Consider the following 16,540-nt stretch of genomic DNA (forward strand, 5'->3'; position numbering starts at 1 on the left):
TAATGCCATTTCGTCCAATTTTATCTTAGAATAATCCAGTTTATTATTTGGAAGAACATTTAGGTGAAATTGTATGACAACAGCACAAACCACACACCCTGACTTTGAACTCATTCGACAACAATATATTGCCAGTATTGATACCACAGTTTTTGAATTCCGCCATAAAGTCACTCAAGCTGTGCATTATCATTTGGCAAATAAAAGCGATGAAAATGTCTTTTTGGTGGCTTTTCGCACGCAACCCATGACGTCTAAAGGCGAAGCACATATTTTGGAACATACTGTATTGTGTGGTTCAAAACAATATCCTGTGCGTGATCCGTTTTTCTCAATGATTAAACGTTCATTGAACACCTTTATGAATGCTTTTACTGGTGCAGATTGGACAGCTTATCCTTTTGCCACACAAAACAAAAAAGACTTTGATAATTTATTATCTATCTATTTAGACGCTGCATTTTTTGCCAATATCAATGAATTGGACTTTATGCAAGAAGGCATCCGCGTTGAATTGGTAGATGACAAACCAGTGTTCAAAGGCATTGTATTTAATGAAATGAAAGGGGCAAGCAGCTCGCCTGATGACCAATTGTATCATACGCTTGCGCATCATTTATTCCCAAGCAGTACATATCATTATAATTCGGGCGGTGATCCTGCACAGATTCCTGATTTGACGTATGCGGAACTCAAAGCCTTTTATCAACGTCACTACCATCCGTCTAACGCAGTATTTATGACTTTTGGTGATGGTGATGTGTTCGATTTGCATGAAAAAATCCAACAACGTGCCTTAAAACATTTTGAACGTGGTGAAACTCTGGCACCGATGGCTGAACAACGTTTGACACAGCCGTTGGCGATCGAAGACTATTATGCTTATGATGAAGAAGACATCAGCGACAAAAGCTATCATATCATGGGCTGGCTGTTGCCTGAATCAACTGATTTGAGCTTACTTTTGGCATTACGCTTGGTTGAAGGTGTACTGATTGCGGACTCCGCTGCGCCATTACGTCAATATTTAGAGACCTGCAAATTGGGTCAATCTTCAGGTCCAATCATGGGACTAGACGATAGCCATGCAGAAATGACCTTCTTCTGTGGTATTCAAGGCTCAGAATTGGACAAGGGCGAAGCATTTGAACAAGGCGTGTTAAATGTATTGCAACAAGTCGCCAGTCAGCCGATTGCCCAAAGTGCCATTGATGCCGTGTTACACCGTATTGAGCTCAATCAACGTGAAACCAGCACAGGGGCAACGCCTTATGGTTTGCATTTGATTTTGGGCAGTTTGTATCACGCCATTCATCATGGCGACCCGATTCAAGCCCTTGATTTGGACAATGCCTTGAGCAGTATTCGCACGCAATTGGCAAATGACCCTATGTATTTGTCCAATTTAATTCAAAAATACTTGATTGATAATCCACATCGTGTACGTTTGAGTTTTGCCCCAGACCAAACGATTACTGCAAAAAAGCAAGCTGCTGAACAAGCTCGTTTGGATGTGATTGAAAGCGATTTGGATGATGCAAAACGTGCAGAAATCATTGAAAAAACACAAGCGTTAGAACAACGTCAAGCTACGCCTGATGATTTGGAAGTGTTGCCAAAAGTCGGTTTAGAAGACATTCAACCTGAGTTAAAACGTATTGACGGTGAAAAACGCACGCTAAACATTCAGGGTCAAGATTATCCTTTATATCTGTATGAGACAGGTACGAATGGCTTATATTATCAACAAGTGATTTTTGACATCCCTGCTGACTTATTAAATAATTCTTATTTGGAATATTTGGATTTATTGGTCGGTTCACTCGGTGCAGGTGATGATGATTATCTGAGCTTACAACAACAGCAAACTGCTATCAGCGGTGGTGTATCAACTGGCAACAGTATTCGCAGTTCTATCCATCAGTCGGATAATTTAAGTGCGTTGATGAAACTTAATGTCAAAGCTTTAAATCGTAATCCACAAGCGATTGATTTGGCACATCATATTTTGACCGATATGCGTTTTGATGAAAAGCAACGTATCTTGGATATACTCAAAAAACGCCGTAGCAATTGGGCAGATGCGTTAAGTAATTATGGTCATGCCTATGCCATGGAAATCTCAAGTCGTGGCATGAGTGCTTACGCACAGCGTGAAAATAAAATTAATGGTCTAGAAGGTTTAAATTGGCTAACACAAAAACTTAAAGATATTGAGCAGAATGAACAAGCTTATCAAGAATTTATTGACAAGCTAAAAGCCACACATCAAGCTTTGATGCAAGCACCAAGAGCATATTTATTGATTTGCGAAGCCAGTCAAACCGATCAATTGTTGGCACGAATTCAAAATGCTTGGCAAAAACCAGTTGCACAGCAAACATTTAGCCATCAAGAAATCAATATGCCTGTGGCGTCTGCTGACGGCGACCAAGCATGGTTAATCCAAAGCAACGTACAATTCTGTGCCAAAAGTTATGCAGCCGTGCCTGTAGGTCATGCTGATGCTGCGCCACTCATGGTATTGGCAAATTATTTACGCAATGGCTATCTACACAGTGCAATCCGTGAAAGAGGCGGTGCTTATGGTGGTGGTGCAGGCTATGATGGTCAAAGTTGTAGTTTCCGTTTTTACAGCTACCGTGACCCACGTTTGACGGAAACTTTGCAAGATTTCGACCATTCGATTACATGGTTATTGAATGAACCACAGCAAGAATATCAATTGGAAGAAGCTATTCTAGGATTAATTGCTGGTATGGATAAACCAAGCTCACCTGCCAATGAAGCAGCAGCAAGCTGTTTTGCTGAGTTACATGGTCGTGGACATGCTTTTAGAACAGAATTGCGTCAGCGTTTGCTTGATGTGACTTTGGACGATTTAAAGCGTGTATGTAAAGATTATTTATTGGACAAGCCTGCTTGTCGTGCGGTGCTCGCCCCTGCTAGCAAACAAGCTGAATTGGAAAGCTTAGGCTTTAGTATTCATAAATTGGTTTAATTAGATTGAAAAAAAATAGAGTGTCAAAAGATGCTCTATTTTTTATGGTACAGATTTAAAATCTATTATTGGACTACATTATTTTTATTGGCTTTAACTAAAAAACTAGTGAGTGTGGTCTATCTCTCAACAATTTCATAAGAAATATTTTTTTGTTTTCCATTAAAATATTCATTTTATTTATCAAAATAGGGTTTATACTTACCCACAAATAACGTATGAGTTTGATAAGGGCAATACCCATGCTACGTGGTATTATTTTTTCTGTAGTTGCATCAATGATCTTTGGTATTTTATACCTGTATAGCCAATTATTACATGATCTTAATAGCTTTCAAGTTATGGCTTGGCGAGTCTTTATGACATTGCCATTTGTATTGTTATTTGCTTATTTTATTGATGAACTGGTCAATATTAAAATCATTTGGCAACGTATGCGAGGTGATATCAGATTCTCTGCTCTGGTATTTATATCGGCGATGCTATGCATGGTGCAATTGTGGTTATTTATGTGGGGACCTTTGCAAGGGCGTGGCTTACAAGTATCTCTTGGTTATTTTTTATTGCCTTTGGTTATGGTGTTGATTGGTCATGTATTTTTTCATGAAAAATTATCAAAGTTTCAAATCTTTGCGGTTTTTTTTGCTGTAGTTGGGGTAACACATGAAATATGGCGAGTGGGTCAAATTGCATGGGAAACAGCATTGGTTGCTGTGGGCTATTCAGCTTATTTTGTGTTGCGTAAACGTATAGGTACCAATAGCTTAGGTGGATTTTGTTGGGATCTGATTTTTATGACACCTTTTGCACTATATTTTATTGTGAGCACACCAGTGTCTGTGATATCGATCTCATTTTCCGCTGTTATGATTGGCTTTGGTGCATTAAGTGCTTTGGGATTAGGCTGTTATCTGTTGGCGAGTCGCTTTTTACCCTTTAGTTTGTTTGGCTTATTAAGCTATATCGAACCTGTATTGTTGGCATTGGCAGCAGTGATGATTGGGGAAAAAATCAAAACTGAAGAATTATGGACATATCTTCCTATTTGGTTTGCAGTATTCTTATTAGCAGTAGAAGGTTTGCTACACTTTATTCGGATGAAAAAATCGAGAGTCTAACCTGCGATTACAAATAAAAAATTGCTCTCAGCTGAGGCAATCTTATAACCAATTCATTTACGAGATTACGTGAACTCGGGATAAGTTAAAATTTAATTATTTGATTTTGAAAGTAAATTTAATTCGTGCGTAGGGTGCGTCTTACGCACCTTTCAGAAAACGGCATCTTGCGAAGCTTTAATCGCTTCTCAGGTGCGTCTTGCGAAACGATGTTTCTCAACCCTACTTTTTAGAAATCATATAATTACAATAAAAATATACCTTTTTAAACCGAACTCACGTTAGATTATCTGCTAAAAATGATCTAGCCTGCGTCATTTTACAGATAAAGATCTTGTTGAACGCAATACGTTCCGCCCTTGATCCGTGTTATCAATCAACAATACTACTTTAGTTAGGTTCGCCTGTTGCATGATGCTCGACAGTAATGCGTTGTCTTCCACACTTAAACGTCCCATCACATATACAACATTATTTTCTGTAGTCGTAAATACGCCTTTATTTCTCAATGTTGGGTTACTAGCGAGCATGCTGTATGTCTTCTGCGTAACGGCCAAATCTGCTTGGATTTGCTGATACGACAACTGAGGCTCAACCGTGATAAAATCGTGTACCGCATTGACACCAGCTATGCTTTTAATGCTCTTTACCGCCATTTTTTTGAGGCGTTTGTCAGGCACTTGCCCTGTAAGTAAAACATTACCAGCCACACTATGAATATTGACACGTGATACAGCAAATCGGCTTTCCAATTCCATAAGCTGTTGCAATGCTGTGGCTTTGATCGCTTGATCCTGTGGTGTCTGTTGCGACACTTGCATAGGAATAGCCACTGGCGTTGCCATATTCGCACATCCCGTTACCAAGAACGGTAGCCCAAGACAAAAAATGACGGGAATCAAGTTTAAATTTTTCATCTTTTTCTCCAAACATCTATACGATATTGCGTCAAGCGGTATAGGCATTTTGTAGCCATTCTAATCGTAAATCGTCAGAACGATTCACATTCTCAAAGTTTAAATGTTGCCAAACATTAGATGTTGTATAATCTATAGCAATCACGTCAAAACGGCAATCCATATCAAGATAATTTGAATGTTTTTGTAAATAGTATTGTGAAGTAGTTATAATTTTTTTCTGTTTACGCAAATCTATACTTTCTATGGCAGACAAAAAAGTACTGGCTTTTCTTGCCCGAACTTCTACAAATACCACATAGCCCTTGTCCAGCATCACCAAATCTATTTCACCATAGCGACTGTGAAAGTTACGTGCAAGTAAAGTCAAACCCTGTGCTTGTAGAAAGTACAGAGCCAGATTTTCTGCTTGTTGTCCAATGAAGCGTCTATCCGACTTCTGCACAGCATCATTCATTCAAAGATCACTTTAATTTTCCAATTGTTTTAAAACACCATCATTCAAGCTGAAGCATTGTGCTTGACGTGTAATGGTGCGATCAATAATCTTCAAATCTCCTGTACGTCCTTTGAAATTTAATAGATTTTTTTCTTTTTGCTTGCTGATAATGATATCCGCAATTTGCCAAGCATCACCACCGAATGCCAACAAACGCTGTAAGGGCATTGATACAGGCTTTTGTTTATACGCATTGATCACATCTTGCCATTGTCCATTATATAAAGCTGGCGTATCGCAAAAAGTTAATCCCGTAGGCAATTCGGCTTGCTCTTCAATACCATAAGGGATGGTGTACAAATTTTTGGTCGGTAGTTTTTGCTGATTCATCCACTCACTCGAACCCAATAAAAGTATGCCTTGCTTATTTGGATCGAAACGCTGATGTGATGCTGTCACTCTGGCTGTGTCAGAAAAATTTTCACCCCATAGTTCTTTCATTTCATCATAGAATGTCTGCGTCGCTTCTACACTCGCTGGCTCACGCAATACGATAATATGTTCAATACCATCTACTTGCATACGACGTGTGAGCGTCGCAGCATCTTCATCTTTAGATAATGCAAATTGATATACATTCTTAGCAGAGCCATTGACACGGTTCAGTGCCAAGGTTTTTACCTTAGGTTGCAACTTAATCAATTGCTCAACATCGGCTTTATTGAGTGGGCCGATCACCAGTTGCGTATCTTTATTGACATAACGCTGATAGATTTCATTGATCGCCAGCTGTTCATCCACAAATTTTAATTGATATTTATTTTTATTGATTTTATTGGCTTCAAGCAAACCTTGTTTTATACTTGCTGAGGCATTTGCAAGTGCATCTGTTTCGGGCAAAATGACCAAAATCTCAGCATGAGCGACGTGGTAAACACTCAACATAGCGAATATTGATGTAAATCGCAGCGTATGACATAACGTTTTTTTCATTTTTTCAATAAACATAAGGCTTACCTTTTATGACAGCACAACTTTTTGTGGTAGCAACCCCGATTGGGCATTTAGATGATATCAGTATTCGTGCCATTAATGTACTAAAATCTGTCTCATTGATCGCTGCTGAAGATACTCGTCAGTCGGCTTCATTATTGAAACACTATCAAATCAACACACCGCTTACTGCTTGCCACGACCATAATGAAGAGCATAAAGTTAAATCAATTATTGAAAAATTACAACAGGGAAACGATGTTGCATTAATCAGTGATGCAGGTACACCACTGATTAGCGATCCTGGTTTTCGCTTGGTTCGTGCTGCACAAGAAGCTAATATTCGTGTCACGCCAGTTCCTGGTGCTTGTGCAGCGATTGCAGCATTGTCTAGCGTTGGATTGGCAAGTGATCGGTTTATGTTTTTAGGTTTTTTAGCTACAAAATCAAGTCAACGCCAGCAACAATTGCAAGGTTTACAACAACAGACTGCTACGATGATTTTTTATGAAGCACCGCATCGTATTGTAGATTGTCTCTCAGATATTTGTGAAATATTCGGTGCACAACGTAAGATTGGCTTCGCCCGAGAGATTACAAAAACTTTTGAAACCATCGTACAAAAACCAGTAGGTGAACTCTTAGAATGGGTTAAAAATGATCATAATCAGCAAAAAGGTGAAATTGTTTTGGTGGTTGAAGGTGCGACTGTAGACGAAAACCAGTTACAACAACAGCAAGTAGATGATTTATTATTAAAATTACTCAAAGAGCTATCTGTAAAAAGCACTGCTGAAATTGCAGCGGATATTACAGGTATAAAGAAAAAGCAACTGTATCAGCGTGCTTTAGAACTGCAACAACTGCAAGCTCAATAAAATATTACCTAAATTGATTTCAAGTCGATTTTAAAACCAATTTAGGGATAAAAATAGGGCGTAAAATGCTGATACTTTTTACGCCCTATTTTTATCATAAGATTATATAGTCGGTACGAATCGCTGCATCTCGTTGGAAAGACCTACCATCATCGCAACATGATCATATACACGGGCTTCAGCCAACTCAAAACCTTCTGGTGCATCTTCAGTCATTAGACTCGCAATATAAGCAATGATGTTCATATGACAAACCACTACGATAGTCTGTTCATTTTTTTGAGCCAACCATTGAAATGCAGGTGCAGCAGGGTCATCAGGTGTAATATTGGCATAAGTTTCTGTTGCCACATCAGGAAAAACTGCTTGAATATGACTCAGTGTTTGGTTGGCACGCAAATAAGGACTCACAACAAACAAATCAGGCACGATACCTTGCTCTTTTAAAAAATTTGCTGTTTGCTGTGCTTGCAGATGACCGCGTTCGGTTAAAGCACGTTGGCTATCAATACCAGTGCGATCTGGATCAGCTTCTCCATGACGGATTAAAATGAGACGCATATTTTGCTCCTATTTGCTTGCCAGTTCACTTTCTTGGCTTTTGATTTGATGTGGTAGAACAAATTCTACATCACTACGATAACCATTTTTCATCAGACTCAGAGCAACACTGAGTGGCGGTGCTTGATTAAAAATCACCTCATACAACGCAGCAGTAATCGGCATATAAATATCTAACTCTTCCGCTTTAGCTTTGACTTGCAAAATCGTATTGATACCTTCTGCGGTTTGTCCCAAAGATTGTACAGCCTCATCCAAGGTCTTACCTTGCCCCAAAGCAAAACCGACCTGATAGTTACGACTTAATGGGCTATTACACGTTGCGAATAGATCACCTACACCCGATAAACCCAAGAATGTAAGTGGATTAGCACCCAAGGTGACCGCAAAACGGCTCATCTCTGCCAACGCACGTGTGATCAGCATACTTTTACTATTTTCACCAATGTTATACGCCACACCCATGCCCATCGCCACGGCATAAATATTTTTTAATGCACCGCCAAGTTCCACACCCTGCACATCGTCACTGGCAAAAACACGGAATAACGGGCTGTGTAAAGCGGTTTGCACTGCTTCACGTAATTGTGGCGAATTACTGGCGATCACTGTACCTGCTGGCATACCTTGTACGATTTCTTTAGCAAGGTTTGGACCCGAAAGCACACCATAGACCACCTCGGGCAATTCTTGGCGGATAATATCGCTCATCAAATTAAAACTATCTTTTTCAATCCCTTTGGTCAGCGAGATGATTGCTTGACCACTGATCATTGGTGCAATTTGTTTGAGTACACTACGGAAAGAATGACTAGGAATCGCCACCAAGATCAAATCTCGATCTTTTACCGCCTGTGCCAAATCTGCGGTGACTTTGAGATTTTCATCCAAAGTAAAATCAGGCAAGTATCTAGCATTGATACGCGTTTTTTGAATTTGCTCGGCATTTTCGGCATCACGAATCCACATGATGGTATCACAACCATTACGACTGGCATTGTGTGCCATCGCTGTGCCAAAGCTACCACCGCCAAGAATGGTCAGACGTAAAGGTGTGTTTTGTTGCTCAGCCACTTGTTCTTTTTGGGTTAAATTATCGCTCATATGACACTCCATGTGATTTAGATTGAGTTAAAATTTGGGGTGAAAATAAAATCATTTACAGAGAGAGGCTCTCTGTCTGCAATGTCTTTTTTGGCTGTGCCGACATAAATCATGCCTGTAATTTCATCTTGCTCAGCCAAACCTAACCATTGTTTAAAATGTTTACTTTGGGTAATCGCCCCACTACGCCAAATTGATGCAAAACCTTGTGCTTGTAAAATCAATAATAGATTTTGAATCGCCGCCCCACAGCTAAGAATCTGCTCATCTCTAGGGACTTTTTCATGTGCTTGATACTTCATTGTCGCAATGATCAGCATCGGTGCACGCAAAGGATGTTGTAATACTTTTTGTAATGTTGCCAAGTCTTGCTCCCCATCAGCAGCGAGACAATCATGCATGACTTGTCCTAATTGCTGGCGTTGCTCATCTTGCACGACGGCAAAACGCCATGGATGCAAACGATGATGATCTGGTGCGGTAATCGCTGCTGCAATCGCCTGATGTACTTGCTCTGAACTAGGTGCTGGAAGTTGCAATGCACCGACAGATTGACGCTCATGAATATTGTTTTCTACAATTTGTAAAGCATGTTGTAAAAGATCAGACATATTTTCATCCAAAAATTAGAGTTTAAGGCTTAGACAGAAATATAGCATACTAAAATGGCATCGCATTTATTGCTCCACAAACTGAAGTTTTTCTAAGTCCGCTGGCGTAAGATAACACCATTCTCTTTCATCTAATTCTAATTGTGCGAGATTGAGTTGCCCGATCTGCTCACGATGCAACGCAACAACATCATTATTCACTGCATGCATCATACGTTTCACCTGATGAAAAACACCCTGTTCGATGGCAAAACGTAATTGGCTTTTGCCCAACTGTTCAACATCTAAAGCACAAAAAATGCCTTTTTCATTATGCAATGTGACACCTTGCTGTAATTTTGCAATTTGTTCGTCATCTATCGCATCACGACAATCTACTCGATAATATTTTTTAATATGCTTTTTAGGATGTGTTAGGCGATGCAAAAATTGACCATCATCGCTCAGTAGTAGCAGGCCACTGGTATCTTGATCTAAACGCCCGACACTTTGTATACCTCGCTGTATAAAATGCTCAGGCAATAAGTCAAATACAGGTAAATGGTATTGCGTTTGATGTGAACATTCATAACCTTTTGGTTTATGCAATGCAATATAAATCTTTTCGTAAAAATGATAATTTTCACCGAATACCTGAAACTGCAAATCATCAGTATCAAAAGTTTGCTTCAAATCTTTGACAATTTCACCATTGATGCTGACTTCACCCTGTTTAATCCAATATTGACATTGCTTACGCGTACCTAAGCCTTGGGAATGGAGAATTTTATCTGCACTGAGTTTTTTCATGGTTGAGCCTAGTAAATGGTTTTTTGGAATTCATTATGAGAAGAAAAGGTATCTTTTGACAATAAAAAACGTCCCAAAATCACTTTTGAGACGCCACATACAATTTTGTAGAAACGCTACTGTATGTCATTCAACGATTAACGTTTGATAGTACGTGACATACCAGAAAAACGTTGTTTGAACTTGTCGATACGACCACCAGTGTCTACAGATTTTTGTTTACCTGTGTAGAATGGATGGCAAGCTGAACATACGTCAAGGTAGATTGAATCTTTACCCAAAGCTGAACGAGTGTCAATTTTATTACCACATGAACATGTAGCAACGATAGTTTGGTACGTTGGATGAATGTCTGCACGCATGGCAAGAACTCCTAAGATAGAAAGGCTTTGCTATATTCGCAATTTGTCACTCTAGTACAATTGTTTTGGATTGCATTAGGAAAAGGGTTTGAATCAAGCTCAATCACTCAAATCAAACAGACAAATACGAAATAGACCGTTTCTTTTGACTCACCGAAACACTTTGGTTAGGGCTAAGTACAACAAGTTAGGCGACATTTTAACAGTGAATTAGATAAAATACAATGTATGGTTACGACTCGTCGTTGTCATCATCTTGCATACCAGTACAACCAGCCTTATTACACTCACCATACAAGTGCATAGAGCGACCTGTTAAAGTAAAGCCTAATTTTTCAGCAATCGCACGTTGTTCCTTTTCGATGACATCGTTTTGAAACTCAACCACACGGTTACAAGTTTGGCACACGATATGGTCGTGATCATCTCTGCTGATTTCAAATACAGAATGATTATTTTCAAAGTTATGGCGTTGTACAATGCCAACTGACTCAAACTGAGTCAATACACGGTAAACCGTTGCTAAGCCAACATCTTCACCTTGCTCCAAAAGCATCTTATAGATATCTTCCGCACTCAGGTGATGCGGATCGGAATTTTCTAATAATTCCAGAATCTTGATTCGTGGCAAAGTGACTTTTAGTCCTGCTTTACGCAAGTCTTGATTGCTAATTGGCATAAAATTCAATCTCACTACAAAATTTAAGTGTCATCTGTTTTGACAATCATGTAAAGTATGCCTTATCTTAACACTTTATGCATCAAAAAACTGCGGGAAAGTCACGATATGCAAAAAATTCTTTGCTCAAGTCTCTTCATTGCACTGCTTGCAACAGGCTGTGTTTACAAAATTGATATTCCACAAGGTAAGCCACTCACTCACGCACAGGCTGCCCAAGTACAAGTGGGAATGACAGTAGATCAGGTACGTTTTATTCTCGGTACGCCTACCATTACGGATCCTGTGAATCAAGCACGTTGGGATTATGTTTATCATTATATTCCAGGTACTTATGCCAAAAAAGAAAAAATTCCTGCATCAAAAGGTCAGCATTTGATTATTCATTTTGACCAAAATGCATTGGTCAGCAAGATTGAAGGTTTGGAGACGATTCCACAAACTCAACCTGGCTTACCTGCTTCAAAAGAAGCCATTTTAAATGCACCACCGCTATAAAATTGACCGCGTTTTGTAGTATTTTTTCGATTAATTTAATGTTTATTTCCCATAAGAAGTTTGCATTTCTATAACGGTCAATCTGCAAAAACGCAATAAATTGGGCTAAATACTAGACGATAAGTCTATCTTTAGCCCAATTTTTTATCCATTCTTAGTTCTTTTAAATCGATGTATTGGGTTTAAATCTTGAAAAAATAAACCGATATTTCATCGATAAAAAAATAAGCCGATTTACTGGATAAATCGGCTTATTTTACAGAGATTGAAGGGATTAGAATTTACCTTGTAATCCTACAAAACCTGCATAATTATGTTGTTCACTACCTGCCAATTGTGCTGCGACACCTGCATTCAAGCTCAACGCTGGGCTAAGTTGCGATTTGGCACCAAGCTGTAAACTCACTTGTTCTTTCTTAAGTTTAGAAGCAACAGGTAGCGTAAATCCTTTGCTATACTCAGGTATAGAAGTCAAAGTTGCTGTGATATTTTTGTCTTGATCTGCCAACTCACGTTGATAACCAACACCAGCATATGCAGTTGTTTTCTCACTCAATTGATAATCAGCATTCAAGCCAACTTCACCTTGTACAGATTGAGCTGTATGAGATTTGTAGCGTAAAGCAGTCGATAATGTTGGATTATTTTCTGCCAACGTACCTACTTTAACATGTTGATAATTCACACCAATATAAGGACGATATGTCATTTTATCTTGTTGAATACCATAGCTACCACGTACAGTTGCATTGAGTTGTAGACCTGTGCCATGTGCTTGATGTGAACGTTCTGCACCATCCCACGCAACCTGACGCTGAGTATCAATATCTAAGCGATTTACACCTGCTTGAAGATTCAATTGATAGCCATTGTTTTGATAGCGATGGTATAGACCCAAGCCCAAGCTTTCTACATCTGCTTGATTTTTTTGGTCTGCTTTCGGTTGCTGTGTTTGGTTAGCATAACTCACATATAGACCAATATTGCTATTGTTTTTGGCAATGTCCGTACCGATAGTCACTTGCGGTGCAACACCATCTGTTTTTGAATTGGCATCTTGTGCTTGTGCAACGTTACCATCAATCCACCAGTTATTTTGTTGGCTATTTAGCGTATCCAAACGGCGGTTGATACTTTGCTGTTGGCGTTGTCCACTTGCAATCACGCCATCGCTGACTGCTGCGATCTGTGCAGGTGCTTCAATAATCGAACGATAATACTGTCCCAAAATCTTGTGTGTACGTACAGCTGGATGAATATCATCAGCAAACAAGTACGTATTGGCATCGCCAGCATTCGCCAAATCGTTGGTAGTACATGCTAAAGACGTTGATAAAGCATCTTCGACTGTGGTCGTGCGTTTTGGTAATTTTGAACAAGCCACGCCTGATACATTGGTGAAACCAAAACCTTTAGGATTAGCCACGACTTCTTGTAGTAATGCAAAAGTGTTAGCAGGAATCACATTGGCTTTTAATCCATTTAATCCTGTGTACAGACCGCTATTGTAATAACTGGTTGCAGTTTTAACCTGTGCAGAAGTGGCTGGATTGTTTAAGCCCGAAACACGCGGTGTTAAGCTCAAATCTGGAATATTGGGTACCAAAATATATTTTGCACCTGTTGCATCCAAAGTAGCTACAGCAGTCGCTGTATCTTTGCCTACTTTTGCCAGATAAGCTTGTGGATCTGCAGCAGAACCCAAAGCGTTCAAATCATTCGCACCAATCCATACTGCATATAACGCATCGCTATCTGCTTTACCTTGTTTTTGAGCCAAATGCGTCATCACTTGTTGATTAATGGTTGGAATTGATGTCACCAAACCATTCCAATCTACATTTTGACTCGCACGCGCAGAACCTACTGCGTAGTTTGTGCCTTTCGGATCTGTTTTTGTATTTGGGTTTGCTGTAGTACCATAACTCTCTGCCAAAATTTGTGACCAAACTTTTGATGGATTGACGGTAAAAGAATTTTGTAATTTAGCTGCGATTTCTGGATGCGTATCAGCAACCATTGACTTTAATCGACCTGTGTCAGAAAGGCTGTCACCAAAAATAATGGTCTGACTAAATTGTTGTGCCATAACTTGGCTACTTAGAGCAATCGTGGCAAAACTCAATGCCAATGTACTAAAACGAAACTTACTTTTCATATGCTCATCCTTGGGGATAGAAGGTTAACGTAATTTACATTGTATAAATTTTGATAATTATTACAAGGGCATAACATGACAAAATCGATAAATTTTTAGATTAAGTATTGTTTGTTTATTTTATGATTAGACAATATGTAATCAATAAAAGATAAATCTATATAAATTATAGGTTTATCTTATTTTTAAAATAAAAATTAAACAGGATTATTCAGCTCAACATAATGTGTAGTCAAATTAAATTGTTTATTTAATAACTCAGCCAAACGCTGTACGCCATAACGTTCAGTCGCATGATGACCCGCAGCAAAATAATCAATGCCATATTCTACCGATTCATGAAAAGTACGCTCACTGACTTCGCCCGAAAAATAAGCATCACAGCCCAACTCAACCGCTTTGTACAAATAATCTTGTGCAGCACCGCTACAAAAACCGACTTTTTTGATCAAACCCTGATGCCCTGCAATATGCAAAGGCTGTTGTCCTAATACTCGATGCAAATGCTGAGCAAATTCTGTGCCTGTCATCGGCTCAGTTAATGTCGCAACATTCCCAATCGGATAACGTTCACTCGGATCTAAAGCACCGACAATATTTAAGCCCAAAAGTTTTGCCAATACTGCATTATTGCCAATCGCAGTATGCGCATCCAAAGGCAAATGATAAGCGATTAATGAGACATCATTTTGCATCAATTGCTTGACGCGTTTACCTTTTAATCCTGTCAAAGGGCTTGGCTCACCTTTCCAAAAATAACCATGATGCACCAATAATGCGTCAGCGTTTAAGTCCAAAGCCTGTTCAATGGCATCGAGCGACGCAGTCACACTGCTCACTAAAATTTCAACTTCTTCTTTACCCTGAATTTGTAAACCATTAGGACAATAATCTTTAAAGGCTTTCGCTTCTAAATAATCATCGCACCACGCCACGATCTGCTGTAAATTCGCCATTTTTTCACACCTACCCAAAAATTTTATTCGCCAAACTCAAATCAATTTTAACTTAATTTTTCATCATTTTTTCTAAATTTACCAAAGTTTTACAAAATCTATCATTTCTCATTTTGAGAATTTTTTAAAAGCTGTTTAAACTAAGCAGACTTTGTAATTGTCAAAAAATATTTCTCTCTTTTCAAATTTTGGGGTGTGGCGTGCGTCGTCTTTTTATGTTGTTACCGTGGATACTTCTTGTCGCAGTAATCGCAATTTTTTTCACTTGGCAAAGAAATCAAATTCCTAAGCCACCTGTCGCAGCGGACGGCGTAGTTATGCCCGAGCAAAAAGCCAAACCGTTGGTCGAATCAACGCGTACAGGTGGTGTGGCATCATACAGCGAAGCAGTCAAAGTAGCAGCGCCTGCGGTAGTCAATATCTTTACCACGCAGAATATCTCACCACAAGACGTGCCTTTAAATGAACAATTCTTGCGTGAGTTTTTTGGACGAGATATGCCACGCCAACGCCAACAAACTGAAACCAATCTGGGTTCTGGTGTGATTGTGCGTAAAGATGGTTATATTTTAACTAATCATCATGTGATCGCAGCAGCAGATCAAATCGTGGTCGCTTTGCATGACGGACGTAAAGTACAAGCCAAAGTGATTGGCTCTGATCCTGAGTCAGATTTGGCAGTGATTAAAGTTGAGTTAGATAATTTGCCAGTGTTGCCATTTAAGCTTAGTGGTAATGAAGTTGGCGATGTCGTATTGGCTATTGGTAACCCATTTGGTGTGGGTCAAACAGTGACACAAGGTATCATTTCTGCCACAGACCGTACTGGTTTGGGAATTAACACATATGAAGACTTTATCCAAACTGATGCAGCGATCAACCCAGGTAACTCGGGCGGTGCATTGATTGATGTGGCGGGTAATTTGGTCGGTATTAATACGGCGATTTACTCTCGTTCAGGTGGCTCAATGGGTATCGGCTTTGCCATTCCTGCACAAGTGTCACAACAAGTACTTGATTCTATCCTCAAAGAAGGTCGTGTCGTGCGTGGCTGGTTAGGTATCGAAATTCGTAATACACAAAATAGCGAGCTGAGCCTCGATAGCAAATCGGGTGCGATGGTCATGGGTGTCTTGCCTGATGGTCCTGCTGACAAAGGAGGCTTAAGACAAGGCGACATCATTACCAGTGTCAATGGTCAGGCGATTGAAAGTGCTAATCAGTTGATTTCATTTATCGCAGGTCAAAAACCCAATGCAGAAATCAATATCAGCCTATTGCGTAATGATGAAAAAGTGGAAACCAAAGTCATTGTTGCCGAGCGTCCTGAGCGAAAAAATGTCCAGTTTGTGCCGATTCCACGCCAAGGTGCTCGCTAAGGTTTATTGAATAAGTTCTAAACAATATTAAAAAAGATGCTTGCGTAGTAAAATGAAGTTCTAGCAGTTTGAAGCGAATTTCACTATACTATGCAAG

16 protein-coding genes are annotated in these 16,540 nt (G+C 39.4%); 5 read left to right on the forward strand and 11 right to left on the reverse strand.

Features of this window, described 5'->3' with window-relative positions:
• Nucleotides 1-73 precede the first annotated feature (73 nt).
• The gene (locus ACEYX7_RS00075; protein WP_374802352.1) at nt 74-3,001 is read left to right on the forward strand and encodes an insulinase family protein; all 2,928 of its coding nucleotides are present in this window, start codon (nt 74-76) and stop codon (nt 2,999-3,001) included.
• 242 nt (nt 3,002-3,243) lie between these two features.
• Nucleotides 3,244-4,119, forward strand: coding sequence for an EamA family transporter RarD (gene rarD / locus ACEYX7_RS00080; protein ID WP_374900063.1), 876 nt, complete (start codon nt 3,244-3,246; stop codon nt 4,117-4,119).
• Nucleotides 4,120-4,433: 314 nt separating this feature from the next.
• Here the strand turns inward: rarD and ACEYX7_RS00085 are convergent, their stop codons facing one another.
• The 3 genes from ACEYX7_RS00085 to ACEYX7_RS00095 are packed head-to-tail and all read right to left on the reverse strand — an operon-like array spanning nt 4,434 to nt 6,483.
• Nucleotides 4,434-5,036 carry a BON domain-containing protein gene (locus ACEYX7_RS00085; RefSeq protein WP_374802348.1) on the reverse strand — a complete coding sequence of 201 codons (603 nt, stop codon included), beginning with the start codon at nt 5,034-5,036 and terminating at the stop codon, nt 4,434-4,436.
• Between the two features lie 31 nt (nt 5,037-5,067).
• Entirely contained in the window at nt 5,068-5,493 is a 426-nt protein-coding gene (locus ACEYX7_RS00090; protein WP_374802346.1) for a YraN family protein, read from the reverse strand.
• 12 nt (nt 5,494-5,505) lie between these two features.
• Nucleotides 5,506-6,483 carry a penicillin-binding protein activator gene (locus ACEYX7_RS00095; protein WP_374802344.1) on the reverse strand — a complete coding sequence of 326 codons (978 nt, stop codon included), beginning with the start codon at nt 6,481-6,483 and terminating at the stop codon, nt 5,506-5,508.
• A 14-nt stretch (nt 6,484-6,497) separates the two neighbouring features.
• Here ACEYX7_RS00095 and rsmI point away from each other — a divergent pair, with 14 nt between their 5' ends.
• The gene (gene rsmI, locus ACEYX7_RS00100; protein WP_374802342.1) at nt 6,498-7,346 is read left to right on the forward strand and encodes a 16S rRNA (cytidine(1402)-2'-O)-methyltransferase; all 849 of its coding nucleotides are present in this window, start codon (nt 6,498-6,500) and stop codon (nt 7,344-7,346) included.
• A gap of 102 nt (nt 7,347-7,448) precedes the next feature.
• Here the strand turns inward: rsmI and sixA are convergent, their stop codons facing one another.
• The 6 genes from sixA to fur form a co-directional block, all read right to left on the reverse strand.
• On the reverse strand, nt 7,449-7,907 hold the full coding sequence (gene sixA, locus ACEYX7_RS00105) for a phosphohistidine phosphatase SixA (RefSeq protein ID WP_374802340.1): 459 nt from the start codon (nt 7,905-7,907) through the stop codon (nt 7,449-7,451).
• A gap of 9 nt (nt 7,908-7,916) precedes the next feature.
• On the reverse strand, nt 7,917-9,011 hold the full coding sequence (locus ACEYX7_RS00110; protein ID WP_374900065.1) for an NAD(P)H-dependent glycerol-3-phosphate dehydrogenase: 1,095 nt from the start codon (nt 9,009-9,011) through the stop codon (nt 7,917-7,919).
• A 17-nt stretch (nt 9,012-9,028) separates the two neighbouring features.
• The gene (locus tag ACEYX7_RS00115; RefSeq protein ID WP_374802336.1) at nt 9,029-9,622 is read right to left on the reverse strand and encodes a nitroreductase family protein; all 594 of its coding nucleotides are present in this window, start codon (nt 9,620-9,622) and stop codon (nt 9,029-9,031) included.
• A gap of 66 nt (nt 9,623-9,688) precedes the next feature.
• A complete protein-coding gene (locus ACEYX7_RS00120) occupies nt 9,689-10,411 on the reverse strand; it encodes a pseudouridine synthase (protein WP_374900066.1) in 723 nt (240 codons plus the stop codon).
• A gap of 137 nt (nt 10,412-10,548) precedes the next feature.
• Nucleotides 10,549-10,773, reverse strand: coding sequence for a 50S ribosomal protein L31 (rpmE, locus tag ACEYX7_RS00125; RefSeq protein WP_374802332.1), 225 nt, complete (start codon nt 10,771-10,773; stop codon nt 10,549-10,551).
• A 232-nt stretch (nt 10,774-11,005) separates the two neighbouring features.
• Nucleotides 11,006-11,452, reverse strand: a complete 447-nt coding sequence (gene fur / locus ACEYX7_RS00130) for a ferric iron uptake transcriptional regulator (protein ID WP_374802329.1) — start codon at nt 11,450-11,452, stop codon at nt 11,006-11,008.
• Between the two features lie 108 nt (nt 11,453-11,560).
• Here fur and ACEYX7_RS00135 point away from each other — a divergent pair, with 108 nt between their 5' ends.
• A complete protein-coding gene (locus tag ACEYX7_RS00135; RefSeq protein ID WP_374802327.1) occupies nt 11,561-11,950 on the forward strand; it encodes an outer membrane protein assembly factor BamE in 390 nt (129 codons plus the stop codon).
• Between the two features lie 274 nt (nt 11,951-12,224).
• On the opposite strand, the gene ACEYX7_RS00140 is transcribed toward ACEYX7_RS00135, so the two are convergent.
• Nucleotides 12,225-14,108 (reverse strand): autotransporter domain-containing protein, encoded by a 1,884-nt coding sequence (locus ACEYX7_RS00140; RefSeq protein WP_374900067.1) that lies wholly within the window; start codon nt 14,106-14,108, stop codon nt 12,225-12,227.
• A 197-nt stretch (nt 14,109-14,305) separates the two neighbouring features.
• On the reverse strand, nt 14,306-15,064 hold the full coding sequence (locus tag ACEYX7_RS00145; protein WP_374802323.1) for a Nif3-like dinuclear metal center hexameric protein: 759 nt from the start codon (nt 15,062-15,064) through the stop codon (nt 14,306-14,308).
• Between the two features lie 200 nt (nt 15,065-15,264).
• Here ACEYX7_RS00145 and ACEYX7_RS00150 point away from each other — a divergent pair, with 200 nt between their 5' ends.
• Nucleotides 15,265-16,443 carry a S1C family serine protease gene (locus ACEYX7_RS00150; protein ID WP_374802321.1) on the forward strand — a complete coding sequence of 393 codons (1,179 nt, stop codon included), beginning with the start codon at nt 15,265-15,267 and terminating at the stop codon, nt 16,441-16,443.
• Nucleotides 16,444-16,540 lie beyond the last annotated feature (97 nt).

This window comes from Hubeiibacter jixunmingi (assembly GCF_041928215.1).
Classification (GTDB): Bacteria; Pseudomonadota; Gammaproteobacteria; order Pseudomonadales; family Moraxellaceae; genus Acinetobacter.